This is a genomic window from Paracoccus panacisoli (genome assembly GCF_042435015.1).
Classification (GTDB): Bacteria; Pseudomonadota; Alphaproteobacteria; order Rhodobacterales; family Rhodobacteraceae; genus Paracoccus; species Paracoccus panacisoli.
Map to the genome: position 1 here is coordinate 23,563 of NZ_JBHMQU010000023.1, position 25,339 is coordinate 48,901.

Below are 25,339 nucleotides of genomic sequence, written 5' to 3' on the forward strand. Positions count from 1 at the left end.
TGTCGCCGCCAGCCTACCACCAGCGGGCGGGCTTGGCGACGAAGCCTGCGGCTTTTTCCAGCACCGCGCCGTGGTTGAGAAGGTTGCCCTCGTCCCACGGCCGGCCGATGAGCTGCAGCCCAAGCGGCAGTCCCTGGGCGTCGAGCCCCACGGGGACGGCGAGGCCGGGCAGGCCGGCGAGGTTCACGGTCACGGTGAAGACGTCGTTGAGATACATCTCGACCGGATCGGCGTCCTTCATCGACCCCAGCGCGAAGGCCGCCGAGGGCGTTGCCGGGGTCAGGATCGTGTCGATGCCCTGCGCAAACGCCTGGTCGAAGTCGCGCTTGATCAGCGCGCGGACCTTGCGGGCGCGGTTGTAGTAGGCGTCGTAGAACCCCGCCGAGAGGACGTAGGTGCCGACCATGACGCGGCGCTGCACCTCGGGGCCGAAGCCCTCGGCGCGGGTCTTTTCGTACATCTCGGTGATGCCGTCGCCCGCGGCCAGCTTGGCGCGGCGGCCGTAGCGGACCCCGTCGTAGCGGGCGAGGTTCGAGGACGCCTCGGCGGGCGCGATGACGTAATAGGCGGGCAGCGCGTATTTCGTGTGCGGCAGCGAGATGTCGACGATCTCGGCGCCCGCGTCGCGCAGCATCTCGGCGCCCTGCTGCCAGAGCGCGTCGATCTCGGCCGGCATCCCGTCCATGCGGTATTCGCGCGGAATGCCGATCTTCTTGCCGCGGATGTCGCCGGTCAGCGCGGCCTCGTAGTCGGGGACCGGGCGGTCGGCCGAGGTGGAATCCTTGGGATCGACCGAGGCCATCGCGCCCAGCATGATCGCCGCGTCGCGCACCGTCCGGGTCATCGGCCCGGCCTGGTCGAGCGACGAGGCGAACGCGATCGTCCCCCAGCGCGACACGCGGCCGTAGGTGGGCTTGAGCCCCACCGTGCCGGTGAAGGCCGCCGGCTGGCGGATCGAGCCCCCGGTGTCGGTGCCGGTCGCCGCGAGGCAGAGGTCGGCCGCCACCGCCGCCGCCGAGCCGCCCGACGAGCCGCCAGGGGTCAGGGGCGCGTCGATCTTCCACGGGTTCACCGCAGGGCCGTAGACGCTGGTCTCGTTGGACGAGCCCATGGCGAACTCGTCCATGTTGAGCTTGCCGAGCATCAGCGCGCCGGCGTCGAACAGGTTCTGCGTCACGGTCGATTCGTACTCGGGGCGGAAGCCGTCGAGGATGCGGCTGGCGGCCTGGCTGGGCACACCCTTGGTGCAGAACAGGTCCTTGATCCCGACCGGAATGCCGCACATCGCCGGGGCGTCGCCGGCCGCGAGCCTCGCATCAGCGGCCTCGGCCTGGGCGCGGGCGATCTCGGGCGTCTGGTGGACAAAGGCGTTGAGCGCGCCGGCGCCCTCGATGGCCGACAGGCAGGCGTCGGTCAGCTCGGCGGCCGAGATGTCGCGGGCGCGCAGGTGGTCGCGGGCCTCGGCGATGGTCAGGCTGTTCAAAGTCATTCCACCACCTTCGGCACGGCAAAGAACCCCTCGCGCGCGTCGGGCGCGTTGGCGAGCACGGCGGCCTGCTGGTCGCCGTCGGTCACGACATCCTCGCGGCGCTTGAGGCGCATCGGCTCGACCCCGGTCATCGGCTCGATGCCGTCCACGTCGACCTCGTTCAGCTGCTCCATGAAATGCAAGATGCCGTTCAGCTCGGCGGCCAGCGCCGGCAGGGCGTCGTCGGCCACCGCGATGCGCGCCAGATGCGCCACCTTGCGGGCCTCGGAAGGGTCAATCGACATCGGAATTCCTTTCGCTCGGGCCGGATTTACCGGGCGGGGCCGGGCTCGGCAAGGCGGGATGGGCAGGCGGCGGGGGGGCGTGGCGTCAAGCCTGCCGCTTCAGTGGCGCCTCAGCGGATCGTGTCGCCCGGCAGGAAGGTCGGGGCCAGCGCCACGATCCCGTCCTCGGGGCGGGGGTCCTTGCCGGCGACGATCCGCGCCGCCCGCCGGCCGATGTCGAGCCGCCGTGCGTCGGTCGTGGCCAGCCGCATCGGCAGCCCGTCCAGCAGATCGACCCCGTTGAACCCCGCGAGCCCGAGCTTGCCCGGAATGTCGATCCCCTGCTCGCGCGCCCAAATCAGCCCGCCCGCGCCGATCAGGTCGTTGGAATAGTAAAGGAAATCCAGCCCCGGCTCGCGCGCCAGGATGCGCTCGGTCAACTCGCGCCCCTTGGCCAGCGACGACCCGCCCTGGTAGTATTCGCGCGCCACCAGCGGCACGCCCGCCGCACCCAACGCCCGCTCGAACCCCGCCAGCCGCTTCCGCGCCCGGTGGTCCTCGGGCATGTGCGTGCCGATGAAGCCGATGCGCCGGTAGCCGGCCCCGAGGATATGGCCCGCCATCTCGGCCCCGGCCCGCTCGTGGCTGATGCCGACCGCGGTGTCGATCGGGTCGCCGTCCACGTCCATGATCTCGACGACCGGAATCCCCGCCGCCTCGAGCATGGCGCGCGACGCCCGCGAGTGCTCAAGCCCGGCGAGGATCACGCCCGAGGGCCGCCAGCTCAGCATGTCGTAGAGCACCGTCTCCTCGCGCGCCGGGCCGTAGTGCGTGACCCCGACGACAGGTTGCAGGCCGGTATCGTCCAGCTCGGCCGAGATCCCCCCCAGCACATCCGGAAACACGAGGTTCGACAGCGACGGGATCACCACGGCCACGAGGTTCACCCGCTGCGAGGCGAGCCCGCCGGCGATCTTGTTCGGGACATAACCCAGCGCCCGTGCCGCGGTCAGCACCTTCTCCCGCGTCGCTGGCGAGACGTCACCGCGGTTCCTGAGCACGCGGCTGACGGTCATCTCGCTGACCCCCGACGCCATCGAGACATCGCGCAACGTGAGCGGGCGGCGGGGACGGCTCGGGGTCATCGGCTCTCCGTTCCGGGACACCCCAGCGTTAGCGCACGCCATGGGCGCCCGCAACCGTGGCCCGCGCGCTTGCCATGCCGGGCCGGCCCGTGCGACAAGGCGGGCTGTGACCTCGTGGCTCAACTGGATAGAGCAGCCCCCTCCTAAGGGGCAGGTTGCAGGTTCAAGTCCTGCCGGGGTCACCATCCGACTAGTCAGGCGGCTTAAGAATGGCATTCGAAAAATGCCATTGAGCGCGCTAATCCTCTGCATCGTCGGCTCTTCAGTGGGCCAGTTCGATCCACGGATTTGACATGGCTCTGACCGAGCGAGACGCACGAGGGCACCGAGACATTGGTGAGTTGTCGCACTCTTCCGTTCGACGCCCGCCCCTGCCGCCCCCGCGTCGGGCTGGCGCCGCCCTCGGTTTCGCCGTAAGCGAGCCGCACCACCGCAAGAGGGGATGCGCCCGGATGTACACCGTCAGCCTCATGGCCGCGCCGGCGCGCGCCGACCTCGACGACGACACCATCGCCTCGCTGCAGCGCCGCTGGGGCGGGGGCAGCGCGCTCTGGCTCGACCAGGGCACCGCGGTCGAGTTCGCCATCCCCGCTTGGCCCGAGGATTTCGACGCCGCCTGGGCCGAGACCGACGCGCAGGGCTTCGACCTCGCCGTGCAGCCCACTGCCAACCGGCGCAAGGCGGTGCTGCTGGCCGACATGGACTCGACCATGATCGAGCAGGAGTGTCTGGACGAGCTGGCCGACATGGCCGGCGTCGGCCCCCGCGTCGCGGCGATCACGGCGCGGGCGATGAACGGCGAGCTGAACTTCCACGAGGCGCTGATCGAGCGCGTGGGTCTCCTCGCCGGGCTGCCCGTCTCGGTCATCGCGGAGGTGCTGGCCGAGCGCATCACCCTCGCCCCCGGCGGCCGCACGCTGGTCGCGACGATGAAGGCGAACGGCGCCTGGACGGCGCTCGTCTCGGGCGGCTTCACCGACTTCACCGGCCCGGTCGCCGACCAGCTCGGCTTCGACGAGCAGCGCGCCAACGTGCTGCTGGACGACGGGGCGGGACGGCTGAGCGGCCGCGTCGGCCTGCCGATCCTCGGCCGCGAGGCCAAGGTCGACGCGCTGGTCGAGATCACCGCCGCCCGCGGCCTGACCCCCGCCGACGCGATGGCGGTGGGCGACGGCGCCAACGACCTCGGGATGCTGCAACTGGCAGGCACCGGGGTGGCGATGCACGCCAAGCCCGTCGTCGCCGCGCAGGCCCGAGTGCGCGTGAACCACGGCGACCTGACCGCGCTGCTCTATCTGCAGGGCTACGGGCGGGACGAGTTCGTGGTGTGAGCCGGGTGGTGCGCGGGCGGGGCGATGGTGCGCGGCTGGGTTTGAGGGCGGGCGCTGGGAAACTGCCTTCTTAAGCCCGAGCGCGAGCGCGGGTTGAGGAGGAGGCGCAGCGGGCGCGCGGTTTTAAGCCACGCAAACGCACAAAATTCCGGCCAATCCGAAAAGCAGCGCCGGCATGGGCGCGGGTATGGGCGCAACAGCTGCGCGAGGTATCAATGCGCGCCAGTGCTCACGCCGCGATGCGTGTCCGAAGGGTCGGCACCGCTCAAGGCCCGGTGCTGATCACCTCCGGCAAATTGACCTCCCCACTCACTCTGCGAGGAGACCGGGCCGACGCTGACTCAGTTGGAGTCGGATACAGAGGATGGGAATATGACCCGTCACTTCGGCGTTGGGTTTCGCGGCCGGCCCGATCCCGCGAGCCGAGATCAGCTGCAGAACCCCCACCCCTCACGGCGCCAGCGCCGCCAACGTCTCCGCCGCCGACCGCACGACCGTGCGGGCGCAGCCGGTGCCCGCCCACTGGGCACCGTACCCCGTCTCTCCCGCCGCCAGCGCCGCGGCATTGAGCGCCTTGCCCGCGTCGTAGGTCATCGGATAGCCGGGCGTCGCGTCATCCGGGATCGCGGTAAACCGGTTCGCGCAGCACCGCGCCGGACGGCCCGAGATCGCCGCCGTCATCACCGTCTCGCCCCCGGCCAGCGCCGCGCGGTGGGCGGCGGGCGTGGCGGCCTCGGGCGCGGCGAGGAACGCCGTGCCGCACTGCACCGCGACGGCCCCTGCGGCCAGCGCCGCCCGGCTGTCCCGCCGGTCCATGATCCCGCCCGCGGCGATCACCGGCAGCCCCAGCGGCACCAGTGCCGCGACCAGATCGAGCGTGCCGAGCCGCGCATCCGGCCCTGACGGGTCGAAGATCCCGCGGTGGCCCCCGGCCTCCCACCCCTGCGCGATCACCGCGTCGAGCCCGGCCGCGCGGATCGCCTCTGCCTCGGCCGCCGACGTGGCCGTCGCCGCGAGCACCGCCCCGGTCGCCCTGAGCGCCGCGATCTGGTCGGGGCGGGGCAGGCCGAAGTGAAAGCTGACGAGCGCCGGCCCGGCGGCCACGACACCCGCGAGCATCGCGTCGTTCCGGGTGAAACTGGGATAGATGTCGCGCAGCGTCGCGGGCGGCGTGGCGCCGAACTGGTCAAAATGCGGCGCGAGCCGGGCAAGCCATGCGGCCTGGAGCGCGGGGTCGCTGGACTCCGGCCTGTGGCAGAACAGGTTGACGCCGAACGGCCGCGCGGTGAGGGCGCGCGTCTCGGCCATCGCGGCGGCCGCCTCCTCCGCCCGCATCGCGCCGAGCCCGAGGCAGCCAAGGCCCCCCGCCTCGGACACCGCGGCGGCGAGCGCCGGGGTCGAGGTCCCCGCCATCGGCGCCTGGATCACCGCAACCCGCATCCCGAGACGGTCGATCAGCGACATGGCAACGGTCCTCTCGAGCGGCGGCTTCGGCGAAGCTAAAGGCGGGGCAGCGAGCTGTCCATGCTGACTGCGGCGGGGCATTGGGGGCGGGGTCACCGGGCGCGACGAGCAGTTCGATCGCGCGTTCAAAGCCGGGTCGGCACTCGCAGCCGTGAAGCCGTTTCACCACAGCGGGCCGCCCATAATCGGCGCTCATCGACCGTCAGGTAACCCAAGTTTGCGGTCTTCAAGTCGGTCGATGCCCCGCAGACCTTTCCGGGCGCCGGCGGTCGAGCAGAAGTTTTCGAGCACCGTGAGACCTTAGTTGAAGTTCGAGATGATCGGATACGCGTCGTCCGTGGCGCTGACCACTTATGAGTAAAGCCACCGTGCCCACGCTTATGACTGGAGCCCCGCGTCCCACGCTCATAAGTGGAACGACAGCGCACCCCGCTGATGCGTGGAGCCCCGCGAGCCCCTACCAATGCCGCAGCCGCTCGACGACGTGTCGGCGCAGGTCGAGCTCTCATGCCGCGTCTGCCCGCCACGCCAAACCCCTGCGCCGTACCGGGCACGGACCGACGCCAGCGACCTGCCTAACCCGCCCAAGCTGTTTCCACCCCGCCAGCCCTACAACAACCCCGTCCCCCGAAAGCTCAACTCGCGGCTCTTGCCGACGATGATGTGGTCGTGGACGGTGATGCCCATCGTCTCGGCGGCGGCGACGATCTGGCGGGTCATGGTGATGTCGGACGCGCTGGGCGTCGGGTCGCCCGAGGGGTGGTTGTGGACGAGGATCATCGCGCTCGCGTTCAGCTCGAGCGCGCGACGGACGACCTCGCGCGGATAGACCGGGACGTGATCGACGGTGCCGCGGGCCTGCTCGTCGTCGGCGATCAGAACGTTCTTGCGGTCCAGATAGAGCACCCGGAACTGCTCGATCGGGGCGTGCGCCATCGCCGTGTGACAATAGTCGATCAGCGCCGCCCAGCTGGTCAGCACCGGCCGGTTCATCACCTTCGAGCGTGCCAGCCGCTGCGCCGAGGCCTCGACGATCTTCAGCTCGGCGATGATCGCCGGTCCGACGCCCTCGACCTGCCCGAGCTGGGCGGGCTCGGCCGAGATCACCCGGTTGAAGTCGCCGAACCGGTCCAGCAACCTGCGCGCCAGCGGTTTCATGTCCTGCCGCGGCACGGCGCGGAAGAGGATCAACTCGAGCAGCTCGTAATCCGGCATCGCCGCCGCGCCGCCCGCGAGAAAACGCTCGCGCAGCCGCGCGCGATGGTCGGCGAGATAGCTCGGCGGCCGTGCGACCGTGCGCGCGGCCATACGTCCCGCCGAGGCGGTGGGCAGGGCGATGCACTCATCCTCGGCACCGATCAGGCCGAAGAGCGGAGCGGGGGCTTCGTGAAAGGCGTGATTCGTGCTCATGCGCCGACGCTGGCACAGGACTCCTTAAGCCCGCGTTAACGCCGGCACGCCCCGCCTCGGGCTGGACGCAAATATCCTCGGGGGAAGCACGCGGCACGCGTGCGTGGGGGCAGACAGCCCCCACGACACCCGCGCCGCACGTCCGACGCTTCCGGTCAGGCCGACAGCCCGTCCCAGAAGCTCTTGATCTTCGAGAAGAAACTTTCGGTCTGCGGGTGGTTGTCGGCCGCGATCTCGTCGAACTCGCGCATCAGCTCGCGCTGCCGCGCCGTCAAGTCGACGGGAGTCTCGACGACCAGCTCGATCACCATGTCGCCGGGCTCGCCGCCCATGCCTGCACCGTGGCGAAGGGGAGGCATCCCCTTGCCGCGCAGCCGCATCTGCCGGCCGGTCTGGCTGCCCGCGGGCACCTTGACCCGGCTGCGGCCGCCGTCGATCGTCGGCACCTCGACCTCGCCGCCCAGCGCGGCCTTGGCCATCCCCACCGGCACCTGGCAGGCGAGCGTCCGGCCGTCGCGCACGAAGATCGGGTGCTCGCGCACCTCGACGAAGATATAGAGGTCGCCCGCCGGCCCGCCGCGCATCCCGGCCTCGCCCTCGCCGGCCAGCCGGATGCGGGTGCCGGTCTCGACCCCCGCGGGGATCGTCACCGACAGCGTCCGGTCCTCGGCCATGCGGCCGGCACCGGCGCAGGACTTGCACGGGTTCTTCACGATCTGGCCGTTGCCGTTGCAGGTCGGGCAGCTGCGCTCGACGGTGAAGAAGCCCTGGCTCGCGCGCACCTTGCCCATGCCGGCGCAGGTCGGGCAGGTCGCGGGCTCGACGGCGCCCTCGGCCCCGGTGCCGTTGCACGCCGAGCACGCCACCGCACCCGGCACGGTGATGGTCTTGTCGAGGCCGCGATACGCCTCTTCCAGAGTCACGCGCAGGTTGTAGCGCAGGTCCGCCCCGCGCGCCGCCCGCGCCCGCCCGCCGCCGCCCTGGCGGGCGTTGACGAACTCGCCAAACAGGTCCTCGAACACGTCCGCGAAGGCCGCGCCGAAGTCGCCCTGCGGGCCGCGCCCGCCGAAGCCGCCGAAACCGCCGCCGCCGTTCTCGAACGCGGCATGGCCGAAGCGGTCATAGGCCGCCTTGCGCTGCGGGTCCTTGAGGCAGTCGTAGGCCTCGTTCACGGCCTTGAAGTCGGCCTCGGAAACCTTGCAGTCGGGGTTCAGGTCCGGGTGCAGCGCCTTGGCCTTGTTGCGGTAGGCCCGCTTGATCTCGTCGCCGCTCGCGCTGCGCGAGACCCCCAGAACGTCGTAAAAGTCGCGCTTTGCCATCTCTGTCCGTGCCACTGCGGCCTGCCCGAGGCCGCCCCTTCACGAAAAGACCGGCCCGCGTGTGGTGCGCGGGCCGGTCCGGTCATCCCTCGCGCTTACTTGCGCTTGTTCTCGCCCAGATCCTCGAAGTCGGCGTCCACGATGTCGTCATCGACATCGCGCGGCCCGTCCTCGCGCTCGCCCGAGTCCTCGCTGGTCTGGCCGGCCTTGTAGATGGCCTCGCCCAGCTTCATCGACGCATCCATCAGGTTCTGGATGCCGCCCTTGATCTTGCCGGCATCCTCGGACTTCAGCGCCTCTTCCAGCGCGCCCGAGGCCAGCTCGATCGCCTCGACGGTCGAGCTGTCGACCTTGTCGCCATGCTCATCGAGCGACTTCTTGGTCGAGTGCAGCAGGCTTTCGGCCTGGTTGCGGGTCTCGACCAGCTCGCGGCGGCCCTTGTCGGCCTCGGCATTCGCCTCGGCGTCTTTGACCATCTTCTCGATGTCCTCGTCGGACAGGCCGCCCGACGCCTGGATGGTGATGTTCTGCGACTTGCCGGTGCCCTTGTCCTTGGCCGAGACCGAGACGATGCCGTTGGCGTCGATGTCGAAGGTCACCTCGATCTGCGGCATCCCGCGCGGGGCCGGCGGAATGTCCTCGAGGTTGAACTGGCCCAGCATCTTGTTGTCGGCCGCCATCTCGCGCTCGCCCTGGAAGACGCGGATGGTCACCGCGTTCTGGTTGTCCTCGGCGGTCGAGAAGGTCTGCGACTTCTTGGTCGGGATGGTGGTGTTGCGGTCGATCAGCCGGGTGAACACGCCGCCCAGCGTCTCGATCCCCAGCGACAGCGGGGTCACGTCCAAGAGCACCACGTCCTTGACGTCACCCTGCAGCACGCCGCCCTGGATCGCCGCGCCCAGCGCCACGACCTCGTCGGGGTTGACGCCCTTGTGGGGCTCTTTCCCGAAGAACGCGGTCACTTCCTCGACCACCTTCGGCATCCGGGTCTGGCCGCCGACGAGGATCACCTCGTCGATGTCGCCCTTCGAGAGGCCCGCATCCTTCAGCGCCGCCTTGCAGGGGTCCATGGTCTTCTTGATCAGGTCACCGACCAGGCTTTCCAGCTTGGCGCGGGTCAGCTTGACGACCATGTGCAGCGGCACGCCGCTCTGCTTGTCCATCGAGATGAACGGCTGGTTGATCTCGGTCTGGCTCGAGGAGCTGAGCTCGATCTTGGCCTTCTCGGCGGCTTCCTTGAGCCGCTGCAGCGCCATCTTGTCCTTGGTCAGGTCGACGCCGTGCTCTTTCTTGAACTCGTCGGCCAGGAACTGGACGATCCGCATGTCGAAGTCCTCGCCGCCGAGGAACGTGTCCCCGTTGGTCGATTTCACCTCGAACAGGCCGTCGTCGATTTCCAGGATGGTGATGTCGAAGGTGCCGCCGCCGAGGTCATAGACCGCGATCGTCTTGCTGTCCTTCTTGTCGAGGCCGTAGGCCAGCGCCGCCGCCGTCGGCTCATTGATGATGCGCAGCACGTCGAGGCCGGCGATCTTGCCGGCGTCCTTGGTCGCCTGCCGCTGGGCGTCGTTGAAGTAGGCCGGGACGGTGATGACCGCCTGCTCGACCTTCTCGCCGAGGTAGCTCTCGGCGGTTTCCTTCATCTTCTGCAGGATCATGGCGCTGATCTGCGCGGGCGAGTATTTCTCGCCGCGGGATTCAACCCACGCATCGCCGTTGCCGCCGTCGACGATCGAATAGGGGACCAGCTTGCGGTCCTTCTCGACGGCCGGGTCGTTCACGCGACGGCCGATCAGGCGCTTGACGGCGAAGATGGTATTTTCCGGGTTGGTGACGGCCTGGCGCTTGGCCGGCTGGCCGACGAGCCGCTCGCTCTCGGTGAAGGCGACGATGGACGGCGTGGTGCGCGCGCCCTCTGCGTTCTCGATGACGCGGGGCTGGCTGCCGTCCATGATGGCGACGCAGCTGTTGGTGGTCCCGAGGTCGATGCCGATGACTTTGGTCATGCGATATACCTTTCTTGCGGCGATGGTGCGGGATGCGGGTCCGTCCGCGGCCCCCGCGCCCCAATCCCGAGTGTCATGCTTGGCCGCGGGGCTGCCCCCGCAGGCTTCGCAACGCTATATAGGAGGCGGTTTCGGCCGTGCAAGCCGCGCAGCCCCCCGTTGCCGAGAGGATTTTACCCGTGAAATCCGCTGCTCCGCAGTCCCCTTCCGCCCCGGCCGCGCGCCCCGCGGCCTCGCTCGATCTGGGCGGGGTGGGGGTCTGGCCGGGGCGGCTCGACGCGGGTGAGCAGGCGGCGCTGATGGCCGAGGTCGCGGCGATCTGGGACGCGGCACCCCCGGTGCGGCCGATGACGCGCTGGGGCAAGCCGCTGAGCGTGGCGATGACCTCGGCCGGGGCACTCGGCTGGACCAGCGACCGGCGCGGCTACCGCTATGAGCCGCGCCAGCCGGACGGGCGGGCGTGGCCGCCGATCCCGGCGCGGCTGCTGGCGCTGTGGGCCGAGGTGACGGGGGCGGCGGTGGCGCCCGACTCGTGCCTCGTGAACCTCTACCGCGAAGGCGCGCGGATGGGGCTGCACCAGGACCGCGACGAGGCCGAGCTTGGCTGGCCGGTGGTCTCGGTCAGCCTCGGCGACGCGGCGCTGTTCCGCGTCGGCGGGGTCGAACGCGGCGGCCAGACGCAGAGCTTGTGGCTCAACTCGGGCGACGTGGTGGTTCTGGCCGGGGCAGGGCGGCTCGTCCACCACGGCATCGACCGCATCCGCGCGGGCAGCTCGGACCTCGTGCCGGGCGGCGGGCGGGTGAACCTCACGCTGCGGGTGGCGGGGCCGACCGGCGGCGCGTGAGGTTTCGCATGATCGTTCGCATGAACTGTGCACGAACGCTGCATGAACGGTGCGCGAACATCGGACGGTTCGTGCATCACCCCGCGCCGCCCAAAGGGGCCGCACTTAGCGCCCGGCCGACCAGCTCAACGAGACGGAATTGCGCGTCACGAATTCCGCCATCAATCCGATCATCAGCATCGCCAGCGTGAAATAGAACGGATATTCCAGATTGGAATTGCGCGGCACGTAATTGATGAAGACGAATCCGCGGGTCTGGTCGATGATATGGAACAGGGGATTCCAGTCGAACATCGACAACAGGAATGTCGGCATCGTGTTGGCCACAAACATCTTGCCCGAGGCGATCATGTTCACCCGCCGCGCCAGCTGGGTGATGATCTTCCCGGCGGTCGGGAACCAGGTGTTGATCGACAGGAAGATCAGCCCGAGGCTGCAACCCGAGAACCACGAAAAGATCAGCATCCCCAGCGTCGCCGGGATGTTTTCGATCGGCTCCGGGTTCATGAAGTTGTGGTAGAGCCAGTAGATCAGCGTGGCCGACAGCACGTTGGTGTAAAGCGCCGACAGCGCCGCCCCGCTCATGGCGATGGCGGTGTTCATCGGCCCGTGCTTGAGCATCGCGCTTTGCGAACTGCCGGCGCCTGCGACCTTCCCCATGGCCTGGTTGAAGGCCATGAACATGAAGATCCCCGACATGATGAACATCAGGAAATCGCCGCGGATCGGCGAGCGCCGGACGCCGAAGATCCAGTACATCGCCAGGAAGCCGACGATCATCACCAGCGATTGCAGCACCGTCATGGCGATGCTCATCAGCGCGTTGGAGTGACCCTGGCGCAGGTTGTGCACCGTCTGGTGATAGATCAGCGCGCCGGTGGTGAACACGGCCTCGAACAGGTTGCGGGTGCGGCGCTGGACGAACATGGCGGGCGGGTCTCGGGCTGGATGAAGGACGCCGGAACGGTCGGGGAATCGGGCCGGACGCGGGGGCGCGCTTGCTCATCGGCCCGGGGACGATCATATGTGAGGGCAGGGGATCATTCAATCTCGCCCACCCGGCCAAGGCCGCTCCGGGGGCGCTGCCGGCAGGGGATTATCCATGCAATTCGATACACTCGCCTCCGAGATGCGCCGTCTCGCGCTCGCCGCCGGGGCGCGGATCATGCAGGTCTATGACAGCCCCGAGTTCGAGGTCCGCGCCAAGTCCGACGCCTCGCCCGTGACCGAGGCCGACGAGGCCGCCGACGCGCTGATCTCGGAGGGGCTGCGCGCCGCGTTCCCGCACATCCCGCTGGTGACCGAGGAGCAGGCCGCGACCCACGCCCAGACCCACGCGAGCTTCCTGATCGTCGACCCGCTCGACGGCACCAAGGAGTTCGTGCAGCGCCGCGGCGATTTCACCGTGAACATCGCCTATGTGCAGGACGGCGTGCCGGTCCGCGGCGTGGTCTATGCGCCCGCCCGGGGGCGGCTCTTCTGCACCACCGCCGACGGCCGCTCGGTCGAGGAGACCGGCCCCTTCGGCCCCGAGATCGGCGCGATCCACGCGATCGGCGTCAACCCGATGCCCGACAACCGCGGGCTGATGGTCGTCGCCTCCAAGTCGCACCGCGACCAGGCGACCGACGACTACATCGGGCGCTACGGGGTGCGCGACATGACCTCGGCGGGCTCCTCGCTCAAGTTCTGCCTCGTGGCGACGGGCGAGGCCGACCTCTACCCCCGTCTCGGCCGGACGATGGAGTGGGACACGGCCGCCGGCGACGCGATCCTGCGCGGCGCGGGGGGCGAGGTGGTGCGCTTCGACGACCACACGCCGCTGATCTATGGCAAGCCGGGGTTCGAGAACCCGTTCTTCATCGCCTACGCCCCCGGCGTGCTGCTGCACCCGCAGGGTTGAGGCGATGTCGGTCGTCATCGTCATCCCGGCGCGGTTCGCCTCGACCCGCTACCCCGGCAAGCCGCTGGTCGAGCTGCGCGGCGCGGGCGGCGAGGCCCGCAGCCTGATCCGCCGCAGCTGGGACGCCGCCCGCGAGGTCGCCGGGGTCGAGCGCGTGATCGTTGCCACCGACGACGCCCGCATCGCCGACCATGCGGCGGGCTTCGGCGCCGAGGTCGCCATGACCAGCCCCGACTGCCGCAACGGCACCGAGCGCTGTGCCGAGGTGCTGGGCCAGCTTGCCGCGCGCCCCGAGATCGTCGTGAACCTGCAGGGCGACGCGCCGCTGACCCCCGCCTGGTTCGTGGAAGAACTGGTCGCGGGGCTGCGCGCCGCCCCGGGGGCCGAGGTCGCCACCCCGGTGCTGAACGCGACCGGCGCGATGCGCGCCGACCTGATCGCCGATCGCGCCGCGGGGCGGGTGGGTGGCACCACGGCGGTCTTCGGTGCCGACCGCTCGGCGCTCTACTTCTCGAAGGAAGTCATTCCCTACGTGGGGCACGAGCTGGCGCCCGACGCGCCGAGCCCGGTCTATCACCACGTCGGGGTCTATGCCTATCGCCCGGACGCGCTCGCCGCATATCCCGGCTGGCCCGAGGGGGTGCTGGAACGGCTCGAGGGGCTCGAGCAGCTGCGCTTCCTCGAGCAGGGGCGGCGGGTGCTCTGCGTCGAGGTCGAGGCCCGCGGCCGCGCCTTCTGGGAGCTGAACAACCCCTCGGACGTCTCCCGCATCGAATCGATGCTGGCCGGGATGGGGGTGGCCTGACCGCCACCGGTCTCCCGATCGAGGGACCGGACAAACGGTCGCGGCAGCGCGGCCCGCCCGTCTCAGCCGGATCGTTTTCGGGGCTGATCAGCGGTTTGCCTGCCGGCTGACCAAATTAATGCTGCTTTGCGGCATTTAATTGGCCCCCTCCGCTGCGTCCGCCTTGCCGGTGGGAACGGAGAGGCCGATAATGTGTTCACCGGCACGGCTCGCATGCGGAGGTTCGTTGATGCAGCGCAAGGTTACCAAGGCAATCTTTCCCGTGGCCGGTCTCGGAACCCGATTCCTGCCCGCCACCAAGTCCATTCCCAAGGAAATCATGACGCTCGTGGACCGTCCGTTGATCCAGTATGCGATCGACGAGGCGCGCGCGGCCGGGATCAAGGAATTCATCTTTGTCACCTCGCGCGGCAAGGGCGCGCTCGAGGATTACTTCGACCACGCGCATGAGCTGGAAAACACCCTGCGCAAGGCCGGCAAGGACGATCTGCTGGAACTGCTGCGGCAGACCAACATGGAATCGGGCGCCATCGCCTATATCCGCCAGCACAAGGCGATGGGCCTGGGCCACGCGGTGTGGTGTGCCCGCCGCCTGATCGGGGACGAGCCCTTCGCGGTGCTGCTGACCGACGACGTAATCGCCGGCGATCCGCCCTGCCTGCAGCAGATGATCGAGGCCCACCGCGAGACCGGCGGCAGCATGGTCGCCACGATGGAAGTCCCGCGCGAGAAGACCAAGTCCTACGGCGTCCTCGACGTGGCCGAGGACATGGGCGCCATCGTCCGCGCCCGGGGCATGGTCGAGAAGCCCAAGGACAACCCGCCGTCGAACCTCGCGGTGATCGGGCGCTACATCCTCGCGCCAACGGTCATGGACAACCTCAACAAGCTCAAGCAGGGCGCGGGCGGCGAGATCCAGCTGACCGACGCCATCGCCGACGAGATCGAGGAAGGCCGCCCCGTGTTCGGCCTGCGCTTCCGCGGCCAGCGCTACGACTGCGGCTCGAAGGCCGGGTTCCTGCAGGCGACGGTGGCCTTTGGCCTTGCCCGCGAAGAGCTGCGCGACGAGTTCGCCGACTACCTCGCCGACGTCATGGCGATGCGCAAGGCTGCCGAGTAAGGCATGGCCGACCGGGTTCTCGTGACCGGCGGCGCCGGGTACATCGGCTCGCACGCCTGCAAGGCGCTGGCGGCGGCGGGGTTCATCCCCGTCACCTACGACAACTTCTGCACCGGCTGGCGCGAGGCGGTGAAGTTCGGCCCCTGCGTCGAGGGCGACCTCGCCGACCGCGAGCGGCTGGATGCGGCGTTCCGCGAGCATTCGCCGGTGGCGGTGATGCATTTCGCCGCGCTGAGCCAGGTGGGCGAGGCGATGCGCGAGCCGGGCAAGTACTGGCGCGGCAACGTCGCGGCCTCGCTCACGCTGATCGAGGCGACGGTCGCCGCGGGCGTGCGGGACTTCGTCTTCAGCTCGACCTGCGCCACCTACGGCGACCACGACGGGGTGGTGCTGGACGAGGACACGCCGCAGCACCCGCTCAACGCCTATGGCGCGAGCAAGCGGGCGATCGAGGACATGCTCGCCGACTTCGGCGCCTCGGACGGGCTGCGTTCGGTGATCTTCCGCTATTTCAACGTGGCGGGCGCCGATCCCGACGCCGAGGTGGGCGAGTTCCACCAGCCCGAGACGCATCTCGTGCCGCTGATCCTCGACGCCATCGACGGCAAGCGCCCGGCGCTGACCATCCACGGCACCGACTATCCGACCCCGGACGGCACCTGCATCCGCGACTATGTCCACGTTGTCGATCTGGTGGCGGCGCATGTGCTGGGGCTCGACTGGCTGCGCCGCTCTGACGCCTTCCCGCAGGGCGGGACCGAGGTCTTCTGCCTCGGCACCGGCAACGGGTTTTCGGTGCGCGAGGTGGTGGACCAGTCGCGCTGCGTGACCAACCGCGAGGTGCCGATGGTGGACGGGCCGCGGCGCGCGGGCGATGCGGTCAAGCTCGTCTCGGGCAGCGAAAAGGCCGGGCGGGTGCTCGGCTGGCGGCCGGAACGCTCGACCCTGCCGCTGATGATCGCCGACGCGTGGCGCTGGCACCAGACGGGGCACTACGCGGCCTGAGATGGGGGCCGCGCCGTCCGCTCTGCCCACCGCTGATCCCGGCAGGCGTCGCCCCGGCGCGGCGCTGCGGCTTGACCTGCGGCGCCGGCGGATCCTGTGGGCGGCCTTTCGCAGCCGCCGCGACCTGACCCATGTGTCGGGCCCCGTGCCGCCGCCGCGCGGCGGGGTGCTCGCCGTCGCCGTGGTGCGCAACGAGATGGGGCGGCTGCCGCACTGGCTCGACCACCACCGCCGGCTGGGCATGCGGCATTTCCTGATCGTGGACAACGCGAGCGACGACGGCGGTGCGGCGTGGCTGGCGGCGCAGCCGGACGTGACGCTGTGGACGACCGCGGCCAGCTACCGCGCCTCGCGGTTCGGGCGCGACTGGACGAACTGGCTGCTCTCGCGCCATGGCGCGGGGCGGTGGTGCCTGACGCTCGACGCCGACGAGCTGTTCGGCTTTCCCCACGACGACCGGGCGACTCTCGACGACCTGAGCGCCGAGCTGGACCGGCGCCGGGTGGCCGCGCTGGGGGCGCTGATGGTCGAGCTGTTCCCGCAGGGGCCGCTCGATCCGGGCGGGCTGGGGTCCGAGGCGGCGCTCGCGCGGCTCGCGTGGTTCGACGCCGGCCCCTACCGCTGCCGGGTGCAGGCGCCGCTCGGCAACCGCTGGGTGCAGGGCGGGGTGCGCGACCGGGTGTTCTTCGCCGACCGCCCGCACCGGGCGCCGACGCTGAACAAGCTGCCGCTGGTGCGCTGGCGGCGCGGCTACGCCTATGTGAACTCGACCCACTCGATGCTGCCGGCGCGGCTGAATGCCTGCTGGGACGGGCCGGGCGATCCGCGCCTGTCGGGCGCGCTGTTGCACACCAAGTTCCTGCCCGAGATCGTCGCAAAATCCGCCATCGAGCGGACCCGCCGCCAGCATTTCCACGACCCCGACGCCTTCGACGACTACTACGCTGCGCTGAGCGCCAACCCCGACCTGTGGCACCCCGGCGCAGCCCGGTTGGCGGGCTGGCAGAGCCTTGTTGCCGCGGGGTTGATGGGAACGGGTGACTGGTGCCCGCCGTGGTAATCGGACGCACCGTCCGGCCTCTTCGTGCCCTCGAGAAAATCATTCGCTCTTCACCTGCCGTTATGGATAGGTGTGCTACAATGAGAATTGTCCTATTGGTTCGGGCAGGCCAACCAGCCTTGCCCGGTACTGTTTTCAAGTCGGGATTGTCGTTTTGAGTGGTTTGCTTGATCGGCTGGTTGGCCTGTTCCGCTTGCGCGTTGCCCGGCAGTATTACGTCGGGCGTGCGATGCGGCGTGGGCGGCGCCTGACGGCGGTGCGCGACCGGACCGGGCAGATCGGTCCCCATGCGATCCTCTGCTTCGTCACCCTCCGCAACGAGCGGGTGCGCCTTCCCTATTTTCTCGAGTATTACCGTGCGATCGGCGTCGAACACTTCCTGATCGTGGACAACGCCAGCACCGACGGCGGCGGCGTATATCTTGCCAGGCAACCGGATGTGTCGTTGTGGACGACCGCGGAAAGCTACAAGGGCGCGCGATTCGGGATGGACTGGATCAACCATCTCTTGCGCCGGTATGGCAGCGGCCACTGGTGCCTGACCGTCGATCCCGACGAGTTCCTCGTCTATCCCCACGCCAACACCCGCCCGCTCGGCGCGCTGACCGACTGGCTTGAGGCCTCGGGGCAACGGGCCTTTTCGGCGATGCTGCTCGACATGTATCCAAGGGGTTCGATCTCGGAGCAGCCTTACGTCGAGGGGCAGGACCCGTTCGAGATCGCCAGCTGGTTCGACCCCGCGAACTACGCGATCCGCAAGAACCGCCGATTCCGCAATCTCTGGATCCGAGGCGGCCCACGGGCGCGGGTGTTCTTCGCCGACAACCCCGAGGCGGCGCCGGCACTGAACAAGATCCCGCTCGTCAAATGGCAGCGGCGATTCGCCTATGTGAGCTCGACGCATATGCTGCTGCCGCGCTCGCTCAACGTCGTCTACGATGAGGACGGTGGAGAGATGGCCTCGGGGGCGCTGCTTCACGCCAAGTTCCTGTCCACGTTCGTGGAGAAATCGACTGAAGAACTCGACCGGCGGCAGCATTACGCCAACAGCCAGGAATATCGGGCATATCACCAAGGCTTGCAGGCGCAGGTGAACTTCTGGTGTCCGCAATCCCGCCGCTACCGTGACTGGCGGCAGCTCGAGGATCTCGGGCTGATCTCTCGGGGGAACTGGGTATGAGCGGGCCGGGTGGGAACCACGATTCCGACAATGGACCGCAGGCGGGCCTGCAGTCCGGACGGACCACGGATGCCGGGTCCGGAATGTCGCTTCCCCCGTGGAGGGTTGACGGTGCCGCAGACGCCGACGCGCGGCGGCTTGGAGAGCGGCCCATGTCCTCCGGCGCGGGCGTACCCGGACGGAAGGCGACGGTGATCCCGCTGCCCGGCGCCGAAGGTGCCCCGCAGCCCGTGCAACTGGGCGTGGTGATGCTGTGCCACGAACGGTTGCCGCTGGCCGCGCGGATGGCGCGCCTCTGGGTCGACGGCGGGGCCTGCGTGGCGATGCACGTCGATGCCAAGGCCTCCGAAGCCGAACTGGCCGGGATGCGGGCCGATCTGGCCGACCTGCCGATCATCGAGGCGCCGCGCCGGCCGTGCAGTTGGGGCACATTCAGTCTCGTCGCGGCCACGCAGGACGCCGCGGCCGCGCTGATCGCGGCTCACCCCCAGCTGACCCACGTGATCCTCGTCTCGGGTGCCTGCCTGCCGCTGCGCCCGATAGAGGAGCTGCGGCTGTTCCTCGCCCGCTCTCCCGACGCCGACTTCATCGAAAGCGTCGATGTGTCGGACGTGGACTGGACCATCGGAGGCTTGAGCGAAGAGCGGTTCACCCTGCATTTTCCGGTGCCGTTCCGCCGCAACCGCAAGCTCTTCGATCGGCTGGTGGACTGGCAGCGCCGGCTGGGCATCCAGCGTGCCCTGCCGCAGGGGATCAACCCGCACATCGGTTCTCAATGGTGGTGCCTTACCACCCGCACCCTCGGGGCGATTCTGTCCGACCCGCGGCGAGAGGAGTTCGATCAGTATTTCCGCCGGGTCTGGATCCCGGACGAAAGCTATTTCCAGACCCTCGCCCGCCGCCACTCGGTTCACATCGAAAGCCGGTCACTGACGCTGGCCAAGTTCGACCATGACGGCAAGCCCTACGTCTTCTACGACGATCATCGCGGGCTGCTGGCAAACTCGCGCATCTTCGTCGCGCGCAAGATCTGGCCGGGGGCGCGGGCGCTCTACGACGCTTTCCCCCAGCCCGGCGAGGGGGCCGCACGCCATGACGAGCCCGACACAGAGCGGATCGAGGCGCTGCTTGAGCGGGGGGCACAGCGCCGGCAGACGGGGCGACCGGGGCTTTACATGCAGAGCCGCTATCCGCGCAAGGACTCCGAGAACGGCAAGACCTCGCAGCCCTATACGGTGATCTATGGCCTCGGCGACGTTTATATCGGCCTGCGCGGTTGGCTGGCCGCCGCCACGCGGCGAGAGGTCCACGGGGCGATCCTCTCGGATGACGAGATCGAGTTCGCCTCGGGCGGCCCGACGGGGCCGGGGGCTCTGTCGGCCAATCCGGGCCTGCGTGATCTCGATCCGCAGGGATTTCTGACCTCGCTCGTCCGCTCGTCGAGCCAGATGCCGGCGTTTCACTGTTCGCCGCGGGATGACCAGTCGCTGAACTGGTTTCTCGCCACCGATCCGAACGCCCGGTTGTTCGTGCTGACCGGGGCATGGGTGGTGCCATTGCTGCAGTCCGACATGCCGTTCGACGACATCCGCCGCATTTCGGCGCGAATGCAGCGGGCCGAATTCGCGTTCCTCGGTATCCTCGAGTCGGTCTGGGTCAAGGCGCGGGTGCGGCGCTGGGCGCTGGCCGACGTGATTGCGGCCCCCGACGAGCCGCTGTCCGAGGTGTTCAGCACCCTCAGGCCCGAGTGGGGCGACCGGATGCCGCCCGCGCCGCCGCTACGCGACATGTCCGGGGTCGAGGCGATGCTGCGCCGCCTGCGGAACGCCGGTCTGAAGCCGCGCGGGATGGGCAATCCGCGGCTGCTGCGCGGGTTGGCCGCGGCGGCCGACCCGCCGACCGGTGACCAGATCGACGAGGCGCCGGAATGGCGGGGGCTGGCAAGCTGACCGAGCGGGCCGGGGATTGTTGGTGTCAGGGCTAAGGGCCCTGCGGGTCGGTGACGGACACGGTTGACCTTGCCCGCGCGGCGTCCGACCGTGCGCCCGCCCCCGCACCCGCCGCGGCACCAGACCGCCAGGACCGCCCCATGCCCCAGTTCACCAGCTTCGTCATCTTCGCCGGGATGCGGACCGGGTCGAACCTGCTCGAGGCGACGCTGAACGCCCACGACCTCGCCTGCTTCGGCGAGGCCTATAATCCCTATTTCATGGGCTGGCCGGACCAGGCGACGCTCTACGACATGACGCTCGCCGATCGTGAGGCCGATCCGCTCGCGCTCTGGCAGCACATGGCGCGGGCGCGCAAGGTCAAGGGCTTCCGCTATTTCCACGACCACGACCCGCGGGTGTTCGAGCCGGTGATGGACGACCCGGCCTGCGCCAAGATCGTGCTGACCCGCAACCCGGTGGACAGCTTCGTGTCGACCCAGCTCGCCTATGCGACCGACCAGTGGAAGCTGAACGAGACCGAGGTGCCGATCCCCGCCCGCATCGCCTTTGATGCGGCGGCGTTCCGCGATCATCTGGCCGCGACGCAGGGATTTCTCGAGCGCATCCAGCACGGGTTGCAGCGGCGCGGGCAGACGGCGTTCTGGCTCAGCTACGACGACCTGCGCGACGCGGGTGTGATGACCGGGCTCGCGCACTGGCTGGGGCGGACCGACCTCACCCATGTCGAGCCCGCCCAGGACCAGGTGCCGCAGAACCCGCGCGAGATGGCCGACAAGGTCGAGAACTTCGCCGCCTTGCAGGCCGAGATCGCCGCCGCCGACCCGTTCCTACTCTCCCGCATCCCGGGGTTTGAGCCGACGCGGGGACCGGCGGTGCCCTCGTTCCAGACGCTCGAGGCGGGGCAGGGGCTGCTGTTCATGCCGGTGCGCGGCGGGCCGTCGGCGCAGGTCGAGGCATGGCTGGGCACCCTCGGCCCGGTCGCGGGCGAGCTGACGCAGAACGCGCTGCGGCAGTGGAAACGCGCCCACCCCGGCCACCGCAGCGTGACGGTGCTGCGCCACCCGCTGCCGCGCGCGTGGGCGGCGTTTCACGCCATGCTCTCGGGCCGCAAGCCCGAGCTGCGGACGGTCTTGCGCGACGTGCACCGGGTGCCGCTGCCGCCCGACGACGCGCTGGGCGCGCTGGACGAGGCCGCGCTGGTGCCGCTGTTCGCGGCCTTCCTCGATTTCCTGCGCCGCAACCTGAACGGCCAGACCGGCATCCCGACCCATCCGGGCTGGGCGAGCCAGTCCGAGGTGCTGGCCGGGTTCGCCCGCTTCGGCGCCCCCGACCTCGTGGCGCGCGAGGCGCGGATGCAGGACGAGCTGGGGTTCCTCGCCCGCAGCGCCGGGATCGACCGCGACGGCCCGGGGCCCGAGCCGGTGCCGGCGATCCTCGACGATCCGGCGCTGCGCAAGGCGGCGCGTGCCGCCTATCTGCGCGACTACGTGGCCTTCGGCTTCGACGACAGGCCCTGATCGATCCGTTCGCCCAGCAGCGGCGCGGCGCGGTCCAGCGCCAGCGCGCTGCGCGAGAAGACCAGCGGCGAGCGCAGCCCGGCGATCCCCTCGGGCGCGATCTGCATCCCGCGGGCGACCACCTGCGGCTCGGCCAGCGCGTCGGCGACGGTGTTGATCGGGCCGACCGGGACGCCGGCGCCTTCGAGCGCGGCGATGACCTCGGCCCGGGTCCGCGCGCCGGTCGCCGCCGCGATGATCGGCGTCAGCGCGGCGCGGTGGGCCACCCGGGCGGGGTTCGTCGCATAGGCCGGATCGGTGTCGAGCGCCCCGAGCTCCAGCGCCCGGCACAGCCCGGCGAACTGCCGGTCGTTGCCGCAGGCGATGATGACGTGCCCGTCGGCCGCCGGAAACACCTGATAGGGCACGATGTTCGGATGCGCGTTCCCAAGCCGCGAGGGCGCCGTCCCGCTGTGGAGGTAGTTCATCGCCTGGTTGGCCAGCACCGCCACGCCAACGTCCAAGAGCGACAGGTCCACCCGCTGCCCGCGGCCGGAGCGTTCCCGCTCGGCCAGCGCCGCCTGGATGCCGATCACCCCGTAAAGCCCGGTGAAGATGTCGATCCAGGCCACCCCCACCTTCTGCGGTTCGCCCCCCGGCTCGCCGGTCAGGTCCATGATCCCGCACATCCCCTGGATCAGGAAATCATAGCCCGGCTGGCTCGCCCGCGGCCCGTCCTGGCCGAAGCCGGTGACCGAGGCATAGACCAGCCGCGGGTTCGCCGCCGCAAGGCTCTCGTAGTCGAGGCCGAAGCGCTTGAGCCCGCCCACCTTGAAGTTCTCGACCACCGCGTCGGCGGTGGCGATCAGCTCTTTCAGCCGGGCGAGGTCGTCCGGGTTGCCGAAGTCGCAGGTGATCGAGGTCTTGCCGCGGTTGGCGGCGTGGAAATAGGCCGCCACCCGCTCGGTTCCCCCGTCGGGGCGCGGCCGGTCGAGGAAGGGCGGGCCCCAGCGGCGGGTGTCGTCGCCCTCGGGCGCCTCGATCTTGATGACCTCGGCGCCCAGATCGGCCAGCGTCTGGCCGATCCACGGGCCGGCGAGGATGCGCGCCAACTCGACGACGCGCAGGCCTTTCAGCGGGCCGTCCCCCGCCACCGCGGCTGGCCCGTCGCTCACGCGAAGGCCTGCAGGCCGGTGATGGCGCGGCCGAGGATCAGCGCGTGGACGTCATGCGTGCCCTCGTAGGTGTTCACCGTCTCGAGGTTCGCCGCGTGGCGCATCACCTGGAACTCTTCGGCGATGCCGTTGCCGCCGTGCATGTCCCGGGCGACCCGCGCGATGTCCAGCGCCTTGCCGCAGTTGTTGCGCTTGACGATGGAAATCATTTCCGGCGCGGCCTGCGCCGCGTCCATCAGCCGCCCGACCTGCAGCGAGGCCTGCAGCCCCAGCGTGATCTCGGTCATCATGTTGGCGAGCTTGAGCTGGTAGAGCTGGGTGTTGGCCAGCGGCCGGCGGAACTGCTGCCGGTCAAGCCCGTACTGCCGCGCGGCGTGGAAGCAGAACTCGGCCGCGCCGAGCACCCCCCACGAGATCCCGTAGCGGGCGCGGTTGAGGCAGCCGAACGGCCCCTTCAGCCCCTCGACGTTGGGCAGCAGCGCGTCCTCGCCCACATCGACGTCCGACATCACGATCTCGCCGGTGATCGAGGCGCGCAAGCTCAGCTTGCCCTCGATCTTGGGCGCAGACAGACCCTTCATTCCCTTCTCGAGGACGAAGCCGCGGATCTTGCCGCCATGCGCCTCGGACTTGGCCCAGACCACGAACACGTCCGCGATGGGCGAGTTCGAGATCCACATCTTCGACCCGTTCAGCACATAGCCGTTCGCGGTCTTCTTCGCCGTGGTCTTCATGCCGCCGGGGTCCGAGCCCGCGTCCGGCTCGGTCAGGCCGAAGCAGCCGATCCACTCGCCCGAGGCGAGCTTGGGCAGGTATTTCTGCCGCTGCTCTTCCGAGCCGTAGGCGTAGATCGGATACATCACCAGCGACGACTGCACCGACATCATCGAGCGATAGCCCGAATCCACTCGCTCGACCTCGCGCGCGACCAGCCCGTAGCTGACGTAGGACGCGCCGAGCCCGCCGTATTCCTCGGGGATGGTCACGCCCAGAAGGCCCATCTCGCCCATCTCGGCGAAGATCGCGGGGTCGGTCTTTTCCTCGCGGTAGGCGGCGATGACGCGGGGGGCGAGTTTTTCCTGCGCATAGGCGCGGGCCGAATCGCGCATCATCCGCTCGTCCTCGGACAGTTGCCCGTCGAGGCGGAAGGGGTCCTGCCAGTCAAAGGCGGTGAGGTCCGGGGCGTCCTTGGGTTTCAGCGTGGCCATGCGACTCTCCTGATCGGGTGAGGGGAACCGGGGCGCGCGTGCGCCGCCCGGTTGCGACATTGGGCTTGTCATAGCCCACCGTCCCCTCGCAAAACAGCGCCATCTGATCGCCGGTTGTTGAGTTTTCCGCATGAACCGTGCCCGCCACACCCCGACCGTCGCCGAGCTGTCGGCGCTCGTCGCCTGCGCCCGGCTGGGGACGGCGGCGGCGGCGGCCGAGACGCTGGGGCTGACGCCGAGCGCGGTCAGCCGCTCGATCCGCGGGCTCGAGGACCGGCTGGGGGTGGCGCTCTTCGCGCGGCGCCGGCAGCGGCTGGTGCTGTCGGACGCGGGCCGCGCGCTGGTCCGCGATGCCGAGGCGATCCTGGGCCAGATCGACGCCTCGGCGCGGATGGTGATGGCCTTCGGCGGCTCGGGCGCGGTGCTGCGGCTGGCGGTGCTGCCGACCTTCGCCGCCGCCTGGCTGATCCCGCGGCTGGCCGATTTCGCCCGCATCGCGCCCGAGGTCTCGCTGGACCTGACGGCCGAGCTCGGGCCGGTGGATTTCGACGCAGGCCCCTTCGACGCGGCGATCCAGCGCGCCGACCTCGCCCGGCCGGGGACGGTGGTGACGCCCTTGGCCGCCGAGCGGCTGGTGGTCGTGGCGGCGCCTGCGCTGGCCGGGGCGGGGCTTCTGGACCCCGCGGCCGTGGCGCGCCTGCCGCTGATCCAGCAATCCACCCGGCCGCGGCTCTGGGCCGACTGGTTCGCGGCCGCGGGCGCGGGGCCGGAACCCGCGCACCCGCGCGGGCCGCGCTTTGCCCAGTTCGGCATGATCCTCGCCGCCGCGCGGGCCGGGATGGGGGCGGCGATCCTGCCCGACATCTTCGTGGCCGAGGCGCTGGCCGACGGTAGCCTTGCCCTTTTGTCGCAGACGGCGCTGCCCGGCCCCTCGCCCTATGCGCTGATCCGCCCCGACCGCGAGCCCGGCCCGGCGCTGGCGCGGCTGGCCGCCTGGCTCGAGACCGGCGCGCCGGGCTGAGGCCCCGGCCTTGCGGGCGGCGGCGAAGGCGCAGAGACTGCCCGCAGCCATCCGAAACCGGAGCGCCATGCCGTGACCGACCTCTCCCCCCCACGCCCGACCCGCCTCGACGCCGCACCCAATCCGGCGCCCGATCCCGAGA

General features: G+C 70.0%; 21 protein-coding genes and 1 tRNA gene. 12 read left to right on the forward strand and 10 right to left on the reverse strand.

The genetic code is table 11. From position 1 onward, the window contains the following. Positions 1-13 precede the first annotated feature (13 nt). The 3 genes from gatA to ACFHYO_RS05940 form a co-directional block, all read right to left on the reverse strand. The gene (gatA, locus tag ACFHYO_RS05930) at positions 14-1,489 is read right to left on the reverse strand and encodes an Asp-tRNA(Asn)/Glu-tRNA(Gln) amidotransferase subunit GatA (protein WP_394319027.1); all 1,476 of its coding nucleotides are present in this window, start codon (positions 1,487-1,489) and stop codon (positions 14-16) included. Further along, entirely contained in the window at positions 1,486-1,773 is a 288-nt protein-coding gene (gatC, locus tag ACFHYO_RS05935) for an Asp-tRNA(Asn)/Glu-tRNA(Gln) amidotransferase subunit GatC (protein ID WP_036704735.1), read from the reverse strand. The genes gatA and gatC overlap by 4 nt, the downstream gene beginning before the upstream one ends. Positions 1,774-1,883: 110 nt before the next feature. Next, positions 1,884-2,897: a LacI family DNA-binding transcriptional regulator gene (locus tag ACFHYO_RS05940; RefSeq protein ID WP_036707592.1), complete on the reverse strand. Its 1,014-nt coding sequence runs from the start codon at positions 2,895-2,897 to the stop codon at positions 1,884-1,886. A 108-nt stretch (positions 2,898-3,005) separates the two neighbouring features. Here ACFHYO_RS05940 and ACFHYO_RS05945 point away from each other — a divergent pair. Continuing rightward, positions 3,006-3,082: transfer RNA gene (locus ACFHYO_RS05945), tRNA-Arg, on the forward strand. Positions 3,083-3,349: 267 nt separating this feature from the next. Further along, the gene (gene serB, locus ACFHYO_RS05950; RefSeq protein ID WP_394319029.1) at positions 3,350-4,228 is read left to right on the forward strand and encodes a phosphoserine phosphatase SerB; all 879 of its coding nucleotides are present in this window, start codon (positions 3,350-3,352) and stop codon (positions 4,226-4,228) included. 450 nt (positions 4,229-4,678) lie between these two features. Here the strand turns inward: serB and ACFHYO_RS05955 are convergent, their stop codons facing one another. The 4 genes from ACFHYO_RS05955 to dnaK all read right to left on the reverse strand — a co-directional run bounded on the left by ACFHYO_RS05955 (position 4,679) and on the right by dnaK (position 10,427). Next, a complete protein-coding gene (locus ACFHYO_RS05955) occupies positions 4,679-5,692 on the reverse strand; it encodes an NAD(P)H-dependent flavin oxidoreductase (RefSeq protein WP_394319031.1) in 1,014 nt (337 codons plus the stop codon). Between the two features lie 609 nt (positions 5,693-6,301). Further along, entirely contained in the window at positions 6,302-7,102 is an 801-nt protein-coding gene (gene radC, locus ACFHYO_RS05960) for a RadC family protein (protein ID WP_394319033.1), read from the reverse strand. A gap of 155 nt (positions 7,103-7,257) precedes the next feature. After that, complete coding sequence (dnaJ, locus tag ACFHYO_RS05965) at positions 7,258-8,421, reverse strand: molecular chaperone DnaJ (protein WP_394319035.1); 1,164 nt, start codon at positions 8,419-8,421, stop codon at positions 7,258-7,260. Between the two features lie 95 nt (positions 8,422-8,516). Beyond that, positions 8,517-10,427 (reverse strand): molecular chaperone DnaK, encoded by a 1,911-nt coding sequence (dnaK, locus tag ACFHYO_RS05970; protein ID WP_036730829.1) that lies wholly within the window; start codon positions 10,425-10,427, stop codon positions 8,517-8,519. A 179-nt stretch (positions 10,428-10,606) separates the two neighbouring features. On the opposite strand from dnaK, the gene ACFHYO_RS05975 reads away from it, so the two are divergent. Continuing rightward, complete coding sequence (locus ACFHYO_RS05975; protein ID WP_394319037.1) at positions 10,607-11,272, forward strand: alpha-ketoglutarate-dependent dioxygenase AlkB family protein; 666 nt, start codon at positions 10,607-10,609, stop codon at positions 11,270-11,272. A gap of 105 nt (positions 11,273-11,377) precedes the next feature. Here the strand turns inward: ACFHYO_RS05975 and ACFHYO_RS05980 are convergent, their stop codons facing one another. Further along, positions 11,378-12,199, reverse strand: a complete 822-nt coding sequence (locus tag ACFHYO_RS05980) for an ABC transporter permease (protein WP_394319039.1) — start codon at positions 12,197-12,199, stop codon at positions 11,378-11,380. A gap of 175 nt (positions 12,200-12,374) precedes the next feature. On the opposite strand from ACFHYO_RS05980, the gene cysQ reads away from it, so the two are divergent. From cysQ to ACFHYO_RS06020, 8 genes are all read left to right on the forward strand, one after another. Beyond that, positions 12,375-13,175 carry a 3'(2'),5'-bisphosphate nucleotidase CysQ gene (cysQ, locus tag ACFHYO_RS05985; protein ID WP_394319041.1) on the forward strand — a complete coding sequence of 267 codons (801 nt, stop codon included), beginning with the start codon at positions 12,375-12,377 and terminating at the stop codon, positions 13,173-13,175. Positions 13,176-13,179: 4 nt separating this feature from the next. Beyond that, entirely contained in the window at positions 13,180-13,980 is an 801-nt protein-coding gene (locus ACFHYO_RS05990; protein ID WP_394319043.1) for a 3-deoxy-manno-octulosonate cytidylyltransferase family protein, read from the forward strand. A gap of 229 nt (positions 13,981-14,209) precedes the next feature. Further along, a complete protein-coding gene (locus tag ACFHYO_RS05995) occupies positions 14,210-15,100 on the forward strand; it encodes a UTP--glucose-1-phosphate uridylyltransferase (protein ID WP_036701039.1) in 891 nt (296 codons plus the stop codon). A gap of 3 nt (positions 15,101-15,103) precedes the next feature. Further along, positions 15,104-16,105, forward strand: a complete 1,002-nt coding sequence (gene galE, locus ACFHYO_RS06000) for a UDP-glucose 4-epimerase GalE (RefSeq protein ID WP_394319045.1) — start codon at positions 15,104-15,106, stop codon at positions 16,103-16,105. A 1-nt stretch (position 16,106) separates the two neighbouring features. Next, entirely contained in the window at positions 16,107-17,165 is a 1,059-nt protein-coding gene (locus ACFHYO_RS06005; protein WP_394319047.1) for a glycosyltransferase family 2 protein, read from the forward strand. Positions 17,166-17,394: 229 nt separating this feature from the next. Beyond that, positions 17,395-18,345, forward strand: coding sequence for a glycosyltransferase family 2 protein (locus tag ACFHYO_RS06010; protein WP_394319163.1), 951 nt, complete (start codon positions 17,395-17,397; stop codon positions 18,343-18,345). A gap of 191 nt (positions 18,346-18,536) precedes the next feature. Continuing rightward, positions 18,537-20,294, forward strand: a complete 1,758-nt coding sequence (locus ACFHYO_RS06015; RefSeq protein ID WP_394319049.1) for a DUF5927 domain-containing protein — start codon at positions 18,537-18,539, stop codon at positions 20,292-20,294. Positions 20,295-20,434: 140 nt separating this feature from the next. Continuing rightward, on the forward strand, positions 20,435-21,814 hold the full coding sequence (locus ACFHYO_RS06020) for a hypothetical protein (RefSeq protein ID WP_394319051.1): 1,380 nt from the start codon (positions 20,435-20,437) through the stop codon (positions 21,812-21,814). Here the strand turns inward: ACFHYO_RS06020 and ACFHYO_RS06025 are convergent. Together ACFHYO_RS06025 and ACFHYO_RS06030 are read right to left on the reverse strand one after the other, a co-directional pair. Then, on the reverse strand, positions 21,781-22,947 hold the full coding sequence (locus ACFHYO_RS06025) for a CaiB/BaiF CoA transferase family protein (protein ID WP_394319165.1): 1,167 nt from the start codon (positions 22,945-22,947) through the stop codon (positions 21,781-21,783). The two genes, ACFHYO_RS06020 and ACFHYO_RS06025, sit on opposite strands and share 34 nt — an antisense overlap. 17 nt (positions 22,948-22,964) lie before the next feature. Beyond that, positions 22,965-24,176 carry an acyl-CoA dehydrogenase gene (locus ACFHYO_RS06030; RefSeq protein WP_394319053.1) on the reverse strand — a complete coding sequence of 404 codons (1,212 nt, stop codon included), beginning with the start codon at positions 24,174-24,176 and terminating at the stop codon, positions 22,965-22,967. Positions 24,177-24,306: 130 nt separating this feature from the next. Here ACFHYO_RS06030 and ACFHYO_RS06035 point away from each other — a divergent pair, with 130 nt between their 5' ends. Continuing rightward, the gene (locus tag ACFHYO_RS06035) at positions 24,307-25,197 is read left to right on the forward strand and encodes a LysR substrate-binding domain-containing protein (RefSeq protein ID WP_394319055.1); all 891 of its coding nucleotides are present in this window, start codon (positions 24,307-24,309) and stop codon (positions 25,195-25,197) included. Positions 25,198-25,339: the final 142 nt, after the last annotated feature.

Coding starts and splice junctions, on each gene's coding strand:
- gatA (WP_394319027.1), bottom strand. CDS start 1,489: ATGACTTTGAACAGCCTGACCATCGCCGAGGCCCGCGACCACCTGCGC.
- gatC (WP_036704735.1), bottom strand. CDS start 1,773: ATGTCGATTGACCCTTCCGAGGCCCGCAAGGTGGCGCATCTGGCGCGC.
- ACFHYO_RS05940 (WP_036707592.1), bottom strand. CDS start 2,897: ATGACCCCGAGCCGTCCCCGCCGCCCGCTCACGTTGCGCGATGTCTCG.
- serB (WP_394319029.1), top strand. CDS start 3,350: ATGTACACCGTCAGCCTCATGGCCGCGCCGGCGCGCGCCGACCTCGAC.
- ACFHYO_RS05955 (WP_394319031.1), bottom strand. CDS start 5,692: ATGTCGCTGATCGACCGTCTCGGGATGCGGGTTGCGGTGATCCAGGCG.
- radC (WP_394319033.1), bottom strand. CDS start 7,102: ATGAGCACGAATCACGCCTTTCACGAAGCCCCCGCTCCGCTCTTCGGC.
- dnaJ (WP_394319035.1), bottom strand. CDS start 8,421: ATGGCAAAGCGCGACTTTTACGACGTTCTGGGGGTCTCGCGCAGCGCG.
- dnaK (WP_036730829.1), bottom strand. CDS start 10,427: ATGACCAAAGTCATCGGCATCGACCTCGGGACCACCAACAGCTGCGTC.
- ACFHYO_RS05980 (WP_394319039.1), bottom strand. CDS start 12,199: ATGTTCGTCCAGCGCCGCACCCGCAACCTGTTCGAGGCCGTGTTCACC.
- cysQ (WP_394319041.1), top strand. CDS start 12,375: ATGCAATTCGATACACTCGCCTCCGAGATGCGCCGTCTCGCGCTCGCC.
- ACFHYO_RS05990 (WP_394319043.1), top strand. CDS start 13,180: ATGTCGGTCGTCATCGTCATCCCGGCGCGGTTCGCCTCGACCCGCTAC.
- ACFHYO_RS05995 (WP_036701039.1), top strand. CDS start 14,210: ATGCAGCGCAAGGTTACCAAGGCAATCTTTCCCGTGGCCGGTCTCGGA.
- galE (WP_394319045.1), top strand. CDS start 15,104: ATGGCCGACCGGGTTCTCGTGACCGGCGGCGCCGGGTACATCGGCTCG.
- ACFHYO_RS06005 (WP_394319047.1), top strand. CDS start 16,107: ATGGGGGCCGCGCCGTCCGCTCTGCCCACCGCTGATCCCGGCAGGCGT.
- ACFHYO_RS06010 (WP_394319163.1), top strand. CDS start 17,395: ATGCGGCGTGGGCGGCGCCTGACGGCGGTGCGCGACCGGACCGGGCAG.
- ACFHYO_RS06020 (WP_394319051.1), top strand. CDS start 20,435: ATGCCCCAGTTCACCAGCTTCGTCATCTTCGCCGGGATGCGGACCGGG.
- ACFHYO_RS06030 (WP_394319053.1), bottom strand. CDS start 24,176: ATGGCCACGCTGAAACCCAAGGACGCCCCGGACCTCACCGCCTTTGAC.
- ACFHYO_RS06035 (WP_394319055.1), top strand. CDS start 24,307: ATGAACCGTGCCCGCCACACCCCGACCGTCGCCGAGCTGTCGGCGCTC.